Annotated in this window: 20 protein-coding genes and 1 pseudogene; 11 read left to right on the forward strand and 10 right to left on the reverse strand. The window is 72.0% G+C overall.

Features of this window, described 5'->3' with window-relative positions; all coding sequences use genetic code 11:
• A pseudogene (locus tag ACIBJH_RS47555) lies at positions 1-233 on the reverse strand (hypothetical protein); the annotation flags it as partial.
• 189 nt (positions 234-422) lie between these two features.
• Between ACIBJH_RS47555 and ACIBJH_RS47560 the strand changes: the two are divergent.
• From ACIBJH_RS47560 to ACIBJH_RS47570, 3 genes are read left to right on the forward strand one after another with little or no spacing between them, the layout of a single operon-like run.
• Positions 423-665: a PadR family transcriptional regulator gene (locus ACIBJH_RS47560; protein ID WP_399123290.1), complete on the forward strand. Its 243-nt coding sequence runs from the start codon at positions 423-425 to the stop codon at positions 663-665.
• Positions 662-1039 (forward strand): hypothetical protein, encoded by a 378-nt coding sequence (locus ACIBJH_RS47565; RefSeq protein ID WP_399123291.1) that lies wholly within the window; start codon positions 662-664, stop codon positions 1037-1039. Before ACIBJH_RS47560 ends, ACIBJH_RS47565 begins: the two co-directional genes overlap by 4 nt.
• 57 nt (positions 1040-1096) lie before the next feature.
• Entirely contained in the window at positions 1097-1402 is a 306-nt protein-coding gene (locus ACIBJH_RS47570) for a hypothetical protein (RefSeq protein ID WP_399123292.1), read from the forward strand.
• A gap of 76 nt (positions 1403-1478) precedes the next feature.
• On the opposite strand, the gene ACIBJH_RS47575 is transcribed toward ACIBJH_RS47570, so the two are convergent.
• Together ACIBJH_RS47575 and ACIBJH_RS47580 are read right to left on the reverse strand one after the other, a co-directional pair.
• Complete coding sequence (locus tag ACIBJH_RS47575) at positions 1479-1982, reverse strand: hypothetical protein (protein WP_399123293.1); 504 nt, start codon at positions 1980-1982, stop codon at positions 1479-1481.
• A gap of 121 nt (positions 1983-2103) precedes the next feature.
• The gene (locus ACIBJH_RS47580; protein WP_399123294.1) at positions 2104-2304 is read right to left on the reverse strand and encodes a hypothetical protein; all 201 of its coding nucleotides are present in this window, start codon (positions 2302-2304) and stop codon (positions 2104-2106) included.
• 208 nt (positions 2305-2512) lie between these two features.
• Between ACIBJH_RS47580 and ACIBJH_RS47585 the strand changes: the two genes are divergently transcribed.
• Both ACIBJH_RS47585 and ACIBJH_RS47590 read left to right on the forward strand, forming a co-directional pair.
• Positions 2513-2977: a Crp/Fnr family transcriptional regulator gene (locus ACIBJH_RS47585; RefSeq protein WP_399123295.1), complete on the forward strand. Its 465-nt coding sequence runs from the start codon at positions 2513-2515 to the stop codon at positions 2975-2977.
• 34 nt (positions 2978-3011) lie between these two features.
• A complete protein-coding gene (locus ACIBJH_RS47590) occupies positions 3012-3671 on the forward strand; it encodes a CBS domain-containing protein (RefSeq protein ID WP_399123296.1) in 660 nt (219 codons plus the stop codon).
• Positions 3672-3761: 90 nt separating this feature from the next.
• Here the strand turns inward: ACIBJH_RS47590 and ACIBJH_RS47595 are convergent, their stop codons facing one another.
• Complete coding sequence (locus tag ACIBJH_RS47595) at positions 3762-4340, reverse strand: hypothetical protein (RefSeq protein ID WP_399123297.1); 579 nt, start codon at positions 4338-4340, stop codon at positions 3762-3764.
• Between the two features lie 225 nt (positions 4341-4565).
• Here ACIBJH_RS47595 and ACIBJH_RS47600 point away from each other — a divergent pair, with 225 nt between their 5' ends.
• Positions 4566-5267, forward strand: coding sequence for a response regulator (locus ACIBJH_RS47600; protein ID WP_399123298.1), 702 nt, complete (start codon positions 4566-4568; stop codon positions 5265-5267).
• A 133-nt stretch (positions 5268-5400) separates the two neighbouring features.
• The gene (locus ACIBJH_RS47605; RefSeq protein WP_399123299.1) at positions 5401-6390 is read left to right on the forward strand and encodes an Acg family FMN-binding oxidoreductase; all 990 of its coding nucleotides are present in this window, start codon (positions 5401-5403) and stop codon (positions 6388-6390) included.
• A gap of 363 nt (positions 6391-6753) precedes the next feature.
• Here the strand turns inward: ACIBJH_RS47605 and ACIBJH_RS47610 are convergent, their stop codons facing one another.
• The 3 genes from ACIBJH_RS47610 to ACIBJH_RS47620 form a co-directional block, all read right to left on the reverse strand.
• A complete protein-coding gene (locus tag ACIBJH_RS47610; RefSeq protein ID WP_399123300.1) occupies positions 6754-7602 on the reverse strand; it encodes a universal stress protein in 849 nt (282 codons plus the stop codon).
• 244 nt (positions 7603-7846) lie between these two features.
• On the reverse strand, positions 7847-8122 hold the full coding sequence (locus ACIBJH_RS47615) for an SHOCT domain-containing protein (protein ID WP_399123301.1): 276 nt from the start codon (positions 8120-8122) through the stop codon (positions 7847-7849).
• A gap of 16 nt (positions 8123-8138) precedes the next feature.
• Positions 8139-9038: a universal stress protein gene (locus tag ACIBJH_RS47620; protein ID WP_399123302.1), complete on the reverse strand. Its 900-nt coding sequence runs from the start codon at positions 9036-9038 to the stop codon at positions 8139-8141.
• 240 nt (positions 9039-9278) lie between these two features.
• On the opposite strand from ACIBJH_RS47620, the gene ACIBJH_RS47625 reads away from it, so the two are divergent.
• From ACIBJH_RS47625 to ACIBJH_RS47635, 3 genes are all read left to right on the forward strand, one after another.
• Positions 9279-9503 carry a hypothetical protein gene (locus ACIBJH_RS47625; RefSeq protein WP_399123304.1) on the forward strand — a complete coding sequence of 75 codons (225 nt, stop codon included), beginning with the start codon at positions 9279-9281 and terminating at the stop codon, positions 9501-9503.
• A 30-nt stretch (positions 9504-9533) separates the two neighbouring features.
• Positions 9534-10187 (forward strand): DUF4389 domain-containing protein, encoded by a 654-nt coding sequence (locus ACIBJH_RS47630; protein WP_399123305.1) that lies wholly within the window; start codon positions 9534-9536, stop codon positions 10185-10187.
• 118 nt (positions 10188-10305) lie between these two features.
• Positions 10306-10818 carry a universal stress protein gene (locus ACIBJH_RS47635; RefSeq protein WP_399123306.1) on the forward strand — a complete coding sequence of 171 codons (513 nt, stop codon included), beginning with the start codon at positions 10306-10308 and terminating at the stop codon, positions 10816-10818.
• 355 nt (positions 10819-11173) lie between these two features.
• On the opposite strand, the gene ACIBJH_RS47640 is transcribed toward ACIBJH_RS47635, so the two are convergent.
• From ACIBJH_RS47640 to ACIBJH_RS47650, 3 genes are all read right to left on the reverse strand, one after another.
• A complete protein-coding gene (locus ACIBJH_RS47640) occupies positions 11174-12613 on the reverse strand; it encodes an MBL fold metallo-hydrolase RNA specificity domain-containing protein (RefSeq protein WP_399123307.1) in 1440 nt (479 codons plus the stop codon).
• A gap of 126 nt (positions 12614-12739) precedes the next feature.
• A complete protein-coding gene (locus tag ACIBJH_RS47645; protein ID WP_399123308.1) occupies positions 12740-13162 on the reverse strand; it encodes an Hsp20/alpha crystallin family protein in 423 nt (140 codons plus the stop codon).
• Between the two features lie 114 nt (positions 13163-13276).
• Entirely contained in the window at positions 13277-13948 is a 672-nt protein-coding gene (locus tag ACIBJH_RS47650) for a CBS domain-containing protein (protein WP_399123329.1), read from the reverse strand.
• Positions 13949-14130: 182 nt separating this feature from the next.
• On the opposite strand from ACIBJH_RS47650, the gene ACIBJH_RS47655 reads away from it, so the two are divergent.
• Positions 14131-15015 (forward strand): universal stress protein, encoded by an 885-nt coding sequence (locus ACIBJH_RS47655; protein ID WP_399123310.1) that lies wholly within the window; start codon positions 14131-14133, stop codon positions 15013-15015.
• Positions 15016-15091 lie beyond the last annotated feature (76 nt).

Here is a 15091-nt window from a genome sequence, read left to right on the forward strand (position 1 = left end):
TCGATCCAGCCCTTCCCGGAAGGGGTCGCGTAACCGAAGCCGAAGGTCTTGTCGAGGAACGCCCACAGGAACACGAACCCGGTCAGCAGACGCAGAGACGCGAAGGCGTAGGCACGGGCTGTGGTGGTCTCCGTGTCGGCTGCCGTCACGGCGCCCTCGGACGCGGACCCGTTCCTGCGGAACGTCGGCAGGTGGAAGCCGGAGGTGCGGTGCGGGTGCTCGTGAACGGCCATGATCGTGGTCCTTTCGAGGTGTCGGGTCGTTCGTTGCACCGCTCACTCTGGTGCGGCGGAACGTCCGTCACCTGATGCCGTTGGTCCGCCGGTGGCGGGCTGAACGGCCCCTTCCGAAGGGCCTGTTGGGCCTCCGGGCCGACCTCCGGAACAAGGGTGAGGAGACCGGTCGAATGTCGTACTCGACACATGGTCCGTGTAGTGCTTCGCGAGGAGGCCGACCTCGGGTCCGGGACGGTCTATCCCATCCTTGAGCGACTGGTCGACGCGGGATGGGCGACTCGGTATGCGGAATCGGGTGAGCACCCGGGACGGCCGAAGCGCTACTACTACGAGCTCACCGCCGCCGGTCAGCTGGCGGCCCACCAGGCCAAGGAGCGGAAGCCCCGCCTCTTCGGGCTGCTCTCAGGAACCGAAGGGGGCGCGGCGTGAGCACGGACGCGGAGCGCTCCGAGACCTCCGGCGCCGGAGCGGTGGCCGTTGCCGCGGTGCTGACGCCGGTACTGTCCGGCTCAGCGGCGGTGTCCTGTCTGCTCATCGGTTACATCCTGAAAACGCTCCGCCCCGAGCCGGCGGTGGCAGGGACCATGCTGATCACCGGATGGGTGTGCGGTGCGGTGACCGTGGTCGCGATCCTCATCGCCGCGATCGCGCTACTGCTCACCGCACTGCGCGACAGGCAGTCGACGATGGAGCCGGAGGCCACTCCACACGCGGGCCCCCGCAACGGCAGGGCAGGCCTTCGCACTCTGAACCTTGCTTCCTTCGTCGCCGGACAGCGCCGGGCACATCTCCGGGAGGAGTAGGCCGCGATCCTGGCCGGCGATCCCGGGAACGGCATCGTCCTCTCACCACGCCGCAGGATGCGCTACGCCCTCGGCTTTCTCCGAGCGGCGCTCCGCATGCGGCTGCGCGACCTCACCGCTCCCCTGTGGATGCCTGTGGACTGGCTGCTGTCCGTGGAGTCACGCACGCACGGGTTCATCGCACTCGCTGTCGGCGCGCAGGTCGTGTACGTCGAGTACGAGGACGGTTTCCACGACCTCGTCACCGAGGGCTGGGGTTGGTGTGCCGGCTGCGGTATCGCCCTTCGGCTGTTCGTCGGCTGGCTCCGCAGAATCCGCGGCATCGAACTCGCGTCGGCGCAGGGCGACTCGGGCGGACGTTAGCCCGCCCCCCACCACCACTACTGCGCGGGCAGGAGTCGGAGGCTGCGGCGTACCGCCATCGAGAGCGTGGCCCCTTCTACGTCGAGGACCGCGCCGGCAACTGCCCCGAGTTTCTCCGGCCGCGCCAGACGGCCACCGGCACCTTGGCGAACAAGCCGGCGAAGCCGAGCGGGATCAGCGGGGAGAGGGCGCGGCCCAGCTTGTTCCAGGCTCCCTGGTCCACCGGGACCCAGGACCCCCACGGTTCCTCGGACACCTCCACGGGCGCGCCGAAGCGGGGCTCGGAGGAGAAGCCGGTTGCCGTGATCTTGTGTATCGCGTCGTCGGAGGTCTGCGCCGGATCCACGAACCCCCGGCACACGAGGTCGGGATGAGTGCCGCCCCGGGATGTCGTGGCCGGCGCGGTCGCGTCGCAGTACGTGACCCGCATGATCAGCTGCTGCCCGATCAGCCCCAGGCGCCCGACGGCCGAGACGGCCATGTAGACGGCGACACCGACGAGGGAAAGGGCGATCACACCGCAGACGGCAGTCCCGATGACTTGCTTCCGTCCCCTGCGCACCGTCGTCTGCTTGATCACTGTCCGATCGTACGAACCCACCGCTGGACCGCCGACAGCGCCCCCACGTTCCGAGAAGCGACGGACCCGCGGTCACCGAAATCAATCGGCGACCGCGGGTCCGGCCTTCACGAACGGTGTGTCAGTGGTGAACGGGTGTCCGCCCGGCCGGCCGGCGCGTGCGAACCACTGGCGAGACCGAGGGCCGCTGCGAGGTCCGGCGGGCGCGTATCCGCAGCACCAGCGCGTCGAGCGCGGCGCTGACCACGACGGTGACCGCGGTCGCGATGACCAGCAGGACGGCGAACTGCCTCCAGAACTCCGGTGTCAAGGTCGTGCCCACGGTGTCCACCCCCTCGTCTCTGCCGAATCTCTGCCGAGTACTTCTCTCGGTTTCATCGAACCGCGGGAGACGAGATGGCACAGGGTGCCACAGGGCTCCTTCCGGGCGCCGGTCGGCCCGTCGCACAGGCCAAGTGGCCCATGGCAGGGCGGGACCCACCGGCACACGCTGGAGGTGGCAGGTCCGTAAGACTCTCTGGAGGCACGCCATGAACGCTTCCCCCACCACGAGCATGCCGCGGGCCCTGCCCGCCAAGCACCGCGAACGGCTGATGGAGCTCGCACGGGAGGTGTCGATCCCCCAGGGCACCCGGCTCTTCGAGGAGGGCGCCCGTGCCGACCGGTTCTGGATCATCCGCACCGGCACCGTCGCTCTCGACATGCGCGTGCCCGGTCGCCGGGCCGCCGTGATCGAATCGCTGGGGCACAACGAACTCGTCGGCTGGTCCTGGCTGTTCGGCCCGCACGCCTGGCACCTGGGCGCCGAGACGACGACACCGGTGCGTGCCTGGGAGTTCGACGCCACGGCCGTACGCACGCTGTGCAAGGACGATCCCGAGTTCGGGATGACCGTCTCCCAGTGGGTGGGCGACATCGTGGCCCACCGGCTCCGCTCGGCCCGCACCCGGCTGCTGGACCTGTACGCCCCGTACGGCAGCGGCGGCATGCGGTGACCGCACCGGTGGACCGCCGTGAGGAGGAGTGACCATGCACGGATCACCGCACATCGTGAGCGACGTGATGACCCGCACCGTCGCCACCGTCGTCCGCGGGGCCGCTTTCAAGGACATCGTCCGCACGATGCAGGAGCGGAAGGTCAGCGCTCTGCCCGTGCTCGACGCGGCGGACCGCGTGATCGGGATCGTCTCGGAGGCCGATCTGCTGCCCAAGGAGGAGTTCCGCGACAACGACCCCGACCGGTACACGCAGTTGCGCCGGCTGTCCGACCTCGCGAAGGCCGGTTCGGTGACCGCGGGCGAGCTGATGACGTCGCCCGCCCTGACCGTGGGCGCGGGTGCGACCCTCGCGCAGGCGGCGCGGACCATGGCCCGCGCCAAGGTCAAGCGGCTGCCCGTCGTCGACCACGCCGGCCGGCTTGAGGGCGTCGTCAGCCGGGCCGACCTGCTGAAGGTGTTTCTCCGGGACGACGAGGAGATCGCGGAGGAGGTGCGCCGTGAAGTGGTGGCCTACCTGTTCCCCGGTCCCGCGTCGGCGGTCCGGGTCGAGGTACGGGACGGGGTCGTAAAGCTCGGCGGCCGGGTGCGGGACACGTCCCTGGTTCCCGTGGCGGCGCGGCTCGTCCGCGGCGTCGAGGGGGTCGTGGACGTGGAGTTCGGACTCGACGGGCCCGACCGCTCCGGCGAGTGAGAAGTACTGGTTCCGGGGAGTGAGAAGTACTGGTGAGCCCTGTAAGCCGTTGCCCCGTCGGCCACCGGCGACCGGCGGAGCAACGGCGTCTCAGCCGGTCCTGCGCCCCCACCGCGCGTCGGCCCGCTCCCACTCCTCGCCCCACTGGTCGGTGGCCCGCCGCTCCACCCTCAACCGGATCAGGCGTCCACCCGCGAGCACGAACAGTCCGCCGGCCAGCCCGGCTCCCGTACCGGCAGCGACCACACGCGCCGTCGCCACGGACGGGTTCGGGGGCTCGCCCACCAGGTGGCCGTGGCCGTCCGTCCACACCGGCACCGTGCCGCCGGTGTCCGTTCCGGCCTTCACCTCCGTCGTGGTGGTACGGACGGTGCCCTGCGCGTCGGTCCAGCGCACCTTCGCCTTCACGCGGCTGTAGTCGAACCCGACGCCCCCTCCACCCGGCAGGGTGGAGAGGAGCACGGCGGTCGTCGGCCGGCGTTCCGCCGCGTCCCGCGCCTGCGCCGCCGCCAAGGTCTGGGCGCCGACCACACCGGCCACGGCCCCGGCGGTCGTCGCGAGCGCCCAGGCGCCCAGCACGATCCAGGCCTCCACCGCGTCGCTGTGCCGACGCAGTTCGTTGCGCCGCCAGCGCCACCCCAGGACCTTCACGCGCTTGATCCTCCGCATCGGTCACACCCCCTCACGGGCATCAGGAAGACGAGAACAAGAGGACGGTCCCACCGGGTGATCGCCGCCGGGATGGGCCGCCCGACCGTCGCACGGGGGCCGATGAGGACACGCCGGGAGGGCCGGTTGGGCCGGTCGGCCCTAGTACTTCCGGGCCGGGCGCGTGATGATCGTGTCCACGGACGGCCCGCAGTCCGTTCACACTCCGGGGAACAAGGGGTCGAGATGACCGAGGCACGCACCTTCACCGCACAGGATCCGATCCGTGTGTTCCTGCTGGACGACCACGAGGTCGTGCGACGTGGCCTGACCGACCTGCTGGACGCCGAGGAGGACATCTCGGTGGTCGGCGACGCCGAGAACGTCGAGCACGCACTGGTACGGGCCCCCGCGGTGCGCCCGCACGTCGCCGTTCTGGACGTACGTCTCCCCGACGGCAACGGCATCACCGTCTGCCGCGAACTGCGCGACCAGATGCCGGAGTTGGCCGTCCTGATGCTGACCTCGTTCGACGACGAGGACGCCCTGCTCGACGCCATCATGGCCGGGGCCTCCGGCTATGTGCTCAAGCAGATCAAGGGTACCGACCTGGTCTCGGCGGTACGGACGGTCGCCTCCGGGCAGTCGATGCTCGACCCCGCGACGACGGCCCGCCTGATGCGCTCGCTGCGCGCCGAACCCGCCCAAGCCCCGGAGATCGCACCGGAGTTGGCGAGCCTGTCCCCGCGTGAACGAGAGATCCTCGCACTGATCGGAGACGGCCTCACCAATCGCGAGATCGGCAAGAAGCTGTACCTGTCGGAGAAGACCGTCAAGAACCACATCTCCCGGCTGCTGGCCAAGCTGGGTGTCCAGCGCCGGGTGCAGGCAGCCGTGCTCGCCTCGCACCTGGAGCAGCCCGAGACCGGCGACCGTACCGGCAACTGAGCCGCGCCCCGGGCCGTCCGGCACGCTCCCGAGGCCGTACGGCCCCTCCTCCTGGCCCCCTGGCAGGACCACGCTGGGCAGGAACAGCGAACAGCCCGGCCGCCCTTGGGGCGCGGGGCGGGGAGGAGACCACATGTCCAGCACCGTTCTCGACGTGCCGACCCTGGAGACGCTGATCGCGGCGTCCGTCGCCGCACCCTCGATCCACAACACCCAGCCCTGGCGGTTCCGGCTCGACCCGGACACCGTCACGCTGGAGATCCGGGCGGTCGCGGAACGCGGGCTGCGGCACACCGACCCGTCGGGGCGTGCTCTGCACATCTCGGTCGGCTGTGCGCTGTTCAACCTGCGTGTGGCGGTCGCCCACCACGGCTGGGAGCCGGTGACCCGGCTGCTCCCCCGGCCCCACGAACCGGACCTGCTGGCCACCGTACGACTCGCCGGAACCGCACGGTTCTCACCGGCGCCGCAGTTGTACGAAGCGGTGTGGCGCCGGCACAGCAGTCGCTTCCCGTTCGCCGACCGACAGGTTCCGGCCTCCGTGCTGGCCGAACTCGCCGAGGCGGCCCATGCGGAGGGCGCGATGCTCGACCTCCCCGGACCCGCGGACACCGACCGGCTGCTGCGGCTGACCCGTGAGGCGGAGGGACGCAACACCGCGGACTCCGACCGGGCCGCGGAGAGCCGCCGCTGGGTCCACCCGCCCACAAGCGAGGCGCTCGGCATGCCGCCGGAGGCAATCGGGCCACAGGACTTCCGGGAACAGATCCCGATGCGGGACTTCAGCTCCCACCGGCATCCCATGACACTCGTGGCCCGCCCCTTCGAGAAACGGCCCTCCATCGCCGTCCTGTCCACCCTCCACGACCGCCGGGCGGACTGGCTGCGCGCCGGCGAGGCACTCGAACGCGCCCTCCTGGTGGCCACCACGCACGGCGTACGGGCTTCCCTGCTCCACCAGGCGCTGGAGTGGCCCGACCTGCGCGAGCAACTCGCGGACAGCCAGCGTGCGCACGCCCAGATGGTGCTCCGACTCGGCTACGGCCCGCAGGGTCCCGCCTCACCGCGCCGTACGGCGCGTCAGGTCCTGAGGGAGGACGCGGCGCTTGCCCGGCTCGGCTGACGCTGCTGCTGAACAATCGGGTCCTGGCCCCGCACGGCGCTGGTCAGCGAGGCCAGGAGACGCCGTCCGACTCGCTCGTACAGGGCCCGGGGCACGCCCGCGCGGTTCCAGGTGCGCAGCCGGCAGCCCTGGGACCCAGGCGCGATGGTGTCCTCGGTGATCTTGTGGACGGCGGACTCGTCGCCAGACACAGGGCGCCGGTTCGACCGCGCCACGGACAGGGCCCGACCTTCGACCCACGCGACTCCTCCTGCGGCTTCGGCCTGTCGGCGACCAGGTGGGTCACTTCCAGAACCGAGAGTGACCGGTGGAACGCCAGGTGGCGTTCTACCGGTCACTGGTTCATACGGCCGTCCGCAGGCGTCAGCAGTGGACGAGGGCGACGGGGCAGTCCGCCTCGCGCAGCGCCGTCCGGCAGATCGGGTCCAGCGGCGATCCCACGAACCCGAACCGGCCGCGCGCTCCGACCACGAGAAGCTGGCTCTCGGCGCTGGCCTCGACGAGGGCCCGGCGGGACCGGCCGCGAGGCCGACGGCACCGCAGGGTGACGTCCGGGTACCGCTCGCGCAGCCCGGCCAGGGCACCGGCGAGCGCGAGGTCCTCCTCGTCCTCGGTCATGGCATGGGCGGACCCGCCGTAGGGCCGGGCGGCGGAGATGTTCCGCAGCTGCACGGCCACGAGGTCCGCCCCGCGTGCCGAGGCCTCGGCGAAGGCGAACTCGGCGGCTCCGCGCAGCGTCGACGTGCCGTGGACCGCGAGGAGCACCGGGCCGACCGGGTTCGGCCTGCCGCGCACGACCAGCAGCGGACCGGACACCCGCGCGGACAGCCGCCCGGCCAGCGATCCCTTGCGCAGGCCGCCGTAGCCCTGCGCGCCATCGGCTCCGACGACCGTCAGAGACGCGGTGCGCGCCTCGCACTCCAGCACGTTCTCGGGCTTGCCGACGAGGACTTCGCGCGAGATCCGCACGCGCGGTGCGGCGCTGTGGGCCTGCCGCTCGGCCTCGGCCAGCACGCCCCTCGCCGACGCGTACCCACCGGTCCCGTCCATCTCCCACGAGGGAATGCCGAACCGCCCGGCTCCGGCCGGCCAGCCGACCACCTGCGTCAACTCCAGGCCGACGCCTAGCCGTTCGGCCGCCTTCGCCGCGGCTTCCACCACCGCCGGATTCGACCGCGAACCGTCCACTCCCACAACCACCGGGCCACTCATCACAGTCCACCCCTCTCCAGGCACCCTCCCTGATGGAAGCGGCGCTTCACCGGACTCCAGACTCGTGCGACCCCGAGCGCGCACCCAGGGGCCGGACGGTCCCCGTCGCCCCACCGACCGGCCCCCGTGCCCGTACCCGTCGGACCCGACGGTTCGCCGGAGGACGCGGCGAGCAGATCCACACGCCGAAAGGCGGGGCGACGGCGGACGGCCCCTGCCGTCGGTCGTCGCCCCACCCTCGACCTCACTTGCGGTGTTCGGTGAGCCTGGAGCCGTCCGTGCGCAGGACGGCCAGGCGGTTGCGGTACTCCTCCTCGTCGATCTCCCCGCGGGCGAACCGGTCGGCGAGCACCTGCTCGGGCGGGGGCGATCCGAGGGGGCGCGGACCCTGAGAGTTACGACTCAGGTTGCGGATGAGCAGGACAGCGATGGTCACGAGCAGGGCCCACAGCAGGACCGAGCCGATCGACATCGCGAACCAGTCCCATCCGCTCATGCCGTGTTGGTTCCAGTACGTCATCACGGTGATCACATCCTCAGGAGTGCGGGACGACGGCGACGGGGCAGTCGACGTCGTGGATGGCGGCGTGGGTCACCGGACCGATGCGGCGGCCGACCGGCCGATCCGCGGTCCGGCGGCCGACGACCAGCAGGCTCGCGCCGCAGGCGGCCCGGATCAGCGCGGTCCGGGGCCGGTCCTTGGTCACCGTCTCGACGACCTCGACGCCGGGGTACTTGTCGCGCCACAGCCGCAGCGCACCGGTCAGGGCGGCCCGCCGCTCCTCGGCCCGACGCGGGTCGTCGAGCAGGTCGACCTCGCCGGGGCCGAGCCCGAGCACGGGCGTCTGCCAGGCGTGGACGACCCGCAGCCGCGCCCCGCGCAGCCGGGCCGCCTCGAAGGCGAACTCGATCACCTCGTCGCCGGGTGCGTCGAGGTCGACGGCCAGGACCACGTCCCGGTACCCGGTCCGCCGGCCGGCGCTGTCACCGAGGTTCGGCAGTTGTCCGTCCGCCGCCGCCTCGCCCGCCCGGACCAGAACCACGGGGACCGTGGCTCGGGCCACCACTCCCTGTGCGACCGAGCCCACCAGGAACCCGGCGACACCGGTCAGGCCGCGCGAACCCAGCACCACCAGCTCGGCGCCTTCGGCCAGCTTCAGCAGAGCCGGGATCGCGGGCTCCTCCACCTGGTCGTCGTACAGGCGCACGTCCGGGCACGCGGCCCGCACCCGTTCCTCCGCCTGCCGCAGGGCGCGCCGCGCCAGACACCGCCGGGTCGCGCTGTCGGCCTCCCTCTCTCCACGACGCGGATGCCAGTCCCAGGCGTGCACGAGCCGCAGCGGCAGGCCGCGGCGCAGTGCTTCGCGGGCTGCCCATTCGGCGGCGGCCAGGCTCTCCGGCGATCCGTCCACTCCCGCCATGATGGACGCGAGCATGATCAGCACCTCCCCCACACTCGGTGTGTTCCTCGGTGCCAGCGTCGTGCGTCGACCGCCGGGGCGGGAGGGGCCGCAGGGCCCCGGTCGGGGCCGTCCGGCCCCACCCTCTGCCCGGTCAGCCCCTGGGCTGCCCGACACCGGAGCGGGACGCTGGCGGTGACGCCGCAGGTAAGGATGCCGTGGCTCCCGACCGGGACGGCATCCGGAGCATCTCGCGGCCAAGTGAAGGAGACGGTCATGGTTCCTCTGATTCTGGTCGGCGCGACCGTGCTGGGCGGCTGCCTGGTGTTCGGCTACAGCTCGTTCGTCGTCGGCTTCTTCCTGATGGTGGCGGGAGTTATCGGGCTCATCACGTTCATGAGCACCCGCGGCACCGTGCTGCGCCCGGGCGAGCGCGAGGCCGTCATCGAGGAACGGCACTACATCGGCAAGCACGACGACCACCAGCACTACCGGAGCTGACCGCACCGGCCTCGGAAAGGACCGTTCGCCATGAATGAAGCGATGCCCGCGGTACATCCGGCACGGCTGACCGCGCGACTCGATCCACCGGAGTCCCGCTGGCTGTGGCTGGTGAAGTGGCTGCTCGCCCTCCCCCACTACGTCGTCCTGTTCTTCCTGTGGGTCGCGTTCGTGGGGGCGAGCGTGGCCGCCTTCTTCTCGATCCTGTTCACCGGCCGCTACCCGCGCCCGCTGTTCGACTTCAACACCGGTGTACTGCGCTGGAGTTGGCGTGTGGCGTACTACGCGTACGGTGCCCTGGGCACCGACCGCTATCCGCCCTTCACCCTCGCCGACGTGCCCGACTACCCCACGCACTGGGACCTGGCGTATCCGGAGCAGTTGTCCCGCGGTCTCGTCCTGGTGAAGTGGTGGCTCCTGGCCGTTCCGCACTATCTGATCCTGGCGTTCCTGCTCGGCGGGCTGAAGGTGCCCTGGGCATCGGGCGGGCTCATCACACTGCTGGCCGTGTTCGCCGGGGTCTCGCTGGCCGCCACCGGGCGCTATCCGCGCGGGCTGTTCGACCTGGTGATCGGGCTCAACCGGTGGGTGCTGCGCGTGGTCGCGTACGCGGCGCTCCTCACCGACGTGTATCCGCCGTTCAGGCTCGACCAGGGAGGTGACGAACCGGAGGTCCCGTCCTGACCCTCCGGGGCCGCGAAGGCAAGGGACCTTTGGGCCCGGACAAGGCCCCCGTCGGCTCAGGCCACGGCGTCCGTGTCCGGGCCACTGTGATGGCAAGAGGCCGACCAGGGAGGCTGCCATGACCGAACACACCGACGGCAACGGCATCGTGGTGGGCGTCGACGGATCCGAGGCGTCGATGGCCGCCCTGCGCTGGGCGGCCGGGCAGGCGGAAATCCTGCACACGGGCCTCGTCGCCGTGCACGCCTGGGAGCCGGCCACGAGCGGACACGCGCCCTACGCTCCGGTGCCCGCTCGTCCGACGGCCGCCCAGGAGCGCGAACGGGCCGTGCAGATCCTCACCACCACCGTGCACGAGGCCCTCGGACCTCGGACCGACGGTGCCGTGCGCCGCGTCGTGGTGGAGGGGCCGGCCGCCCGCGTGCTGCTCCAACAGGCGCGCGGCGCCCTGCTGTTGGCCCTGGGGCGCAAGGCGCACGGGACCTTCGGGCTGCCCTCGGTCGGCCCGGTGGGCCGGGAATGCCTGCGGCACTCGACGGTCCCGGTGGTGACCGTGCCGGTCGCGGAGGGGTCCCGGGAACCGCGGGAAGCCGTCGATTCGCCTTCGCTGTCCAGGAGTGGTGCGTCGTAGCGCCGCCGGGCATGACCGACCGGCTCGGACCTGGGGTCCGGGCCGGTTCTCGTGGGGAGGGTGCGCGGTGTGCCGTACGGGTACCAGGGGATGGGGCCGGTCGGCTCCGGCGCGCGGTCGCTCTGGCCCACGGACCGGGGTCCAAGGCCCCATCGCCGTACGAGCTGTCACGGACGAGGCTCAGGACATACACGGTGGCCGGGTGACAGGCACTCGGCCCAAAGAAGTCCAGGAGGCGGCGGTCATGAAGCGGATACAGGAGACCAAGCGCCCCTCGACCCCGCGTCGGCCCGCGCCGCTCGATCTGCGGACCCCGTCCGGCAGACCCCTCCCGTACTGATCCGGTACCGGGCCGTCACCGCACGAGGACCCGCTCTCCCGACCGCGGCACGACGGCCGTCCAGCCCAGTACCCGGTCGATACGGTCCCGCAGGGCCTCGGCCGCGTCGGGCTCGCCGTGCACCAGGTAGGTGATGTGCGGGGCGGGTGCGCCGCGCAGCCAGTCGACCACCTGGGCGGCGTCCGCGTGGGCCGAGAAGTGCGGCACGTCGGCGATCTCCGCGCGCACGGGGACGTACTCGCCGAACATCTTGAGCGCCTTGGCTCCGTCGACGAGGTCGCGTGCCCGGGTGCCCCGGGCGGCGAAGCCCACCACCATGACGGTGTTGCGCGGGTCGGGCAGCAGACGCTCCAGATGGTGCAGGACACGGCCGCCGGTGGCCATGCCGGACGCCGAGACGATGACGGCGGGCCCGGTGGTGAGGCCGATCTCGATCGACTCCTGGACGGTCCGTGCCGCGAGGAACGGCTCCGGGCTCAGCGCGTCTGTGCCGGTGGCCGTGACCTCGGGCCGCAGTTCGGGTGCCTTGGCGAGGACGGCGTCCCGGTAGACGTCCAGCGCGGCGAGGGCCATCGGGCTGTCCACGTACACCGGTACGGCGGCGGGCAGCGTGCCCCGGCGGCGGAGTTCGGCCAGCTCGTGCAGGACGACCTCGGTGCGGTCGAGGGCGAACGCCGGGATGACGACCGTGCCGCCCTTCCTGAGGGTGCGGGTCAGGACGTCGGCGAAGTGGGCCCGCCCGGCGTCCTCCTCGTGCCGGCGGTTTCCGTACGTCGACTCCATGAGGAGGACGTCCGCCCCGGAGAACGGCTCCGGGGGCCGCAGCAGGGGATGTCCGGGGCGCCCGAGGTCGCCGCTGACCGCGAGGGTGTGCCCGTCCTCCAGGGTGAGCAGCGCCCAGGCCGAGCCGAGGATGTGGCCGGCCGGATGCAGCGTGAGGCGGGTGTGCGGGGCGAGTTCGGTGCTCTCGCCGGTCGGTACCGGGTCGATGAGCTTGAGGGTGCGGTCGACGTCCGAGTCGTCGTACAGCGGCTGTGCGGGCCGGTGTTTGGACCAGCCGTGGTCGTTGGCGTGCTGGGCGGCCTCGATCTGGAGCTTGGCGCTGTCCCTGAGCACGATCTCGATGAGACGCGCGCTGTACTCGGTCGTCACGATGCGGCCGTGGAAGCCGTGGCGGACCAGTCTGGGCAGGTATCCGCAGTGGTCGAGGTGGGCGTGGGTGACGACGACCGCCTCGATGTCCGTCGCGTCGCAGGGCAGCCGCCGCCAGTTCATCCGGCGCAGATCGGCGAAGCCCTGGAAGAGCCCGCAGTCCACGAGGACACGCGCGTGGTCGCTCTCGACGAGGAACTTGCTGCCGGTGACCGTTCCCACGCCACCGAGGAAGGTGAGCAGCGCGGGTCTGGGGCGAGTCGGTGCGGGGCGTGCCGACGACGGTGCTTCGTTCGGGGCCATGGCTCTCTCCTCACCGAGGGAGCGGGGTGCGGTCGTGGGGGGGGGGGGGGGGGGGGGGGGGGGCGGGGGGGGCCCCCCCCCCCCCCCCCCCCCACACACGGGGTGCGACACGGCGCGTGCGCGCGCTCAGCCGTGCTGCACCGGAATGGTCCGGGTGCCTGTCTTCGTCTCGGGCACCGGGACCGTGATCGTCAGGACTCCGTCCTTGTACGCGGCGGTGGCCTCGTCGCCCTTCGCGCCGGCGGGCAGCCGGACGGAGCGGGCGAAGCTGCCGTAGCGGAACTCCGTGTGGTGCTTCTCCGTGGTCTCCTCACTGCGCTCGGACCGCAGGGTCAGAACGCCTTCCGTCACCGTGATCTCGACGTCCTTGGCGGGGTCGATGCCGGGAAGCTCGGCCCGCAGCACGTAGGTCTCGTCGGTCAGTTGCTGCTCGATCCGGATGGTGTGCAGTCCCGGGATCGTGTGCGTGCCCGGGAGGCCTGTCTCGACCCAGCCGAACAGCTCGGGGAGTGTCGGCCAGCCCGGCAGCCGCTCGATCATGCCGTTCATGTTCTCCCTCCTCTTCTTGGCCACTTCCAGCGTCCCGCGCGCGGGCGCCACCCGCGTGGGCCGACCGGGCCCGTGCCCGACCCGGTCGGCCCTGGCACCCGATCACCCCCGTGTTCACAGGGGTTCGGGGTCCGGACGGCGGGGCGGTCCCAGGAGCGCGCAGTCCACGTCCACCACGCCCTCCACCGCGCGCACCAGGCGGGTGGCGACGGGCACGAGGGCGGTGTCGGGGATACGGCCGGTGAGGGTGGCGACGCCGTCGCACACCTCCACGCGGATCGCTGCGGACTGCTCGGGGAACAGGTGGGCGACGACCTCGCGGCGGATCTCGTCCGCGATGTCCTTGTCCTCCCGAAGGAACACCTTCAGCAGGTCGGAGCGGCTCACGATGCCCTTCAGCAGGCCTTGTCCGTCGACCACGGGGAGCCGCTTGGTCCGGGTCACGGCCATGGTGCGCGCGGCCCGGGCGAGGGTCGCGTCGGCGTGGACGGTGAGGGCCGGCGCGGTCATCAGCTCGCCGGCGGTCACGGCTCCGGCCTTCGTCAGGTCGGACAGGCGGCGCAGTTCGGAGTACCGGTCCGGGTCGCCGTCGTGGAACGCCTCCTTGGGCAGCAGGTCGGCCTCGGAGACCACGCCGATCACCCGCCGCTCGTCGTCCAGGACGGGAAGGGCACTGACCTTCCACTGCTGCATGGTCTTCACGATGTCCTTGAACCCGGCCCCGCGCCCGAGGGCGACGACGGTGCGGGTCATGACATCGCTGACGGTGTGCGGGGTGCTGTGCATGGTGTCCTCCGGCGTTGTCACGGGACACCTTCAGCGTCGGTGACGGCGCCACCCCACGCATGGGCCGAACGGTCCCCACCTGGGCCCCGATGGGCTCTCCTCGCGTGGAGCCGTCGGGACGACGCTGGTGGTAGAGGGCCTGCGGACCGGCCCGCGGCCACCGATCAAGGGAGGTGTTGACCGTGCTGCGTCCTGTTGTCGTAGGACTGGACGGTTCACGCGAGAGCCTCGCCGCCGCCGACTGGGCAGCGAGGGAGGCACTGCGCCGCGGTGCGCCGCTGCGTCTGGTGCACGCGTGGGAGGCGGCGTCGCCCGAACCGTCGACGCTGCCCGAGCTGGAGGCGCCCCGGTTCTGGTCGCGGCGGATTCTCCGCGAGGCCATGGACCGGGTCAACGAGCGTTATCCGCAGGTCTATCTCAGCGGTGAGCAGATCGCCCGGCCCGCGTCCGACGCCCTCGTGGCGGCGTGCGCGGAGGGCGAGTTGCTGGTGCTGGGCAGCCGTGCGTTCAGCGGATTCGGCGGGTTCCTGGCCGGTTCCGTGGCGCTGGCGACGGTGGCCCGCGTGACGCGCCCGATCGTGCTGGTCCGGGCCGACGAGACCCCCGCGAGCGAGCGGATGCCCGGCTCCGACGGCAAGCCGTCGGCCCGTGCGCCGTACCGCGAGGTCGTGGTGGGTGTCGACACGGCGCACCTGTGCGACGACGTTCTCGCGTTCGCCTTCGAGAGCGCTGCCATGCGGTCCGCACCGTTGCGCGCGGTGCACGCGTGGACGCAGTCGATCTCGCCCGGGCCCGGCGCGAAGAACACGAGCGCGCAGGAGGACGCCGAGCGCGAGCTGGCCAGGGTCCTCGGGCCGTGGCGCGAGAAGTACCCGACGGTGGAGGTCCACGAGGTCGTGGCGAACGACCGCGCGGCGCGCCTGATCCAGAGCGCCTCGGCGGACGCCGGCCTGCTGGTCGTCGGCCGCCGCAACCGCCCGGCCAGGGTCGGCGCGCACACCGGACCGGTCGACCACGCGGTGATGCACCACGTCCGCTGCCCGGTCGCGATCGTCCCGCACGAGTGACCCCCACCGCGTCCCGGTCCGGCCTCCCCCGGCCGGACCGGGACGCTGTCCGCCCGCCCCCGTCCACCGGACGGCG

This window comes from Streptomyces sp. NPDC050548, from assembly GCF_044457385.1.
GTDB lineage: Bacteria > Actinomycetota > Actinomycetes > Streptomycetales > Streptomycetaceae > Streptomyces.

Coding starts and splice junctions, on each gene's coding strand:
- ACIBJH_RS47560 (WP_399123290.1), top strand. CDS start 423: ATGGTCCGTGTAGTGCTTCGCGAGGAGGCCGACCTCGGGTCCGGGACG.
- ACIBJH_RS47570 (WP_399123292.1), top strand. CDS start 1,097: ATGCGCTACGCCCTCGGCTTTCTCCGAGCGGCGCTCCGCATGCGGCTG.
- ACIBJH_RS47585 (WP_399123295.1), top strand. CDS start 2,513: ATGAACGCTTCCCCCACCACGAGCATGCCGCGGGCCCTGCCCGCCAAG.
- ACIBJH_RS47590 (WP_399123296.1), top strand. CDS start 3,012: ATGCACGGATCACCGCACATCGTGAGCGACGTGATGACCCGCACCGTC.
- ACIBJH_RS47595 (WP_399123297.1), bottom strand. CDS start 4,340: ATGCGGAGGATCAAGCGCGTGAAGGTCCTGGGGTGGCGCTGGCGGCGC.
- ACIBJH_RS47600 (WP_399123298.1), top strand. CDS start 4,566: ATGACCGAGGCACGCACCTTCACCGCACAGGATCCGATCCGTGTGTTC.
- ACIBJH_RS47605 (WP_399123299.1), top strand. CDS start 5,401: ATGTCCAGCACCGTTCTCGACGTGCCGACCCTGGAGACGCTGATCGCG.
- ACIBJH_RS47610 (WP_399123300.1), bottom strand. CDS start 7,602: ATGAGTGGCCCGGTGGTTGTGGGAGTGGACGGTTCGCGGTCGAATCCG.
- ACIBJH_RS47615 (WP_399123301.1), bottom strand. CDS start 8,122: ATGACGTACTGGAACCAACACGGCATGAGCGGATGGGACTGGTTCGCG.
- ACIBJH_RS47620 (WP_399123302.1), bottom strand. CDS start 9,038: ATGCTCGCGTCCATCATGGCGGGAGTGGACGGATCGCCGGAGAGCCTG.
- ACIBJH_RS47625 (WP_399123304.1), top strand. CDS start 9,279: ATGGTTCCTCTGATTCTGGTCGGCGCGACCGTGCTGGGCGGCTGCCTG.
- ACIBJH_RS47630 (WP_399123305.1), top strand. CDS start 9,534: ATGAATGAAGCGATGCCCGCGGTACATCCGGCACGGCTGACCGCGCGA.
- ACIBJH_RS47635 (WP_399123306.1), top strand. CDS start 10,306: ATGACCGAACACACCGACGGCAACGGCATCGTGGTGGGCGTCGACGGA.
- ACIBJH_RS47640 (WP_399123307.1), bottom strand. CDS start 12,613: ATGGCCCCGAACGAAGCACCGTCGTCGGCACGCCCCGCACCGACTCGC.
- ACIBJH_RS47645 (WP_399123308.1), bottom strand. CDS start 13,162: ATGAACGGCATGATCGAGCGGCTGCCGGGCTGGCCGACACTCCCCGAG.
- ACIBJH_RS47650 (WP_399123329.1), bottom strand. CDS start 13,948: ATGCACAGCACCCCGCACACCGTCAGCGATGTCATGACCCGCACCGTC.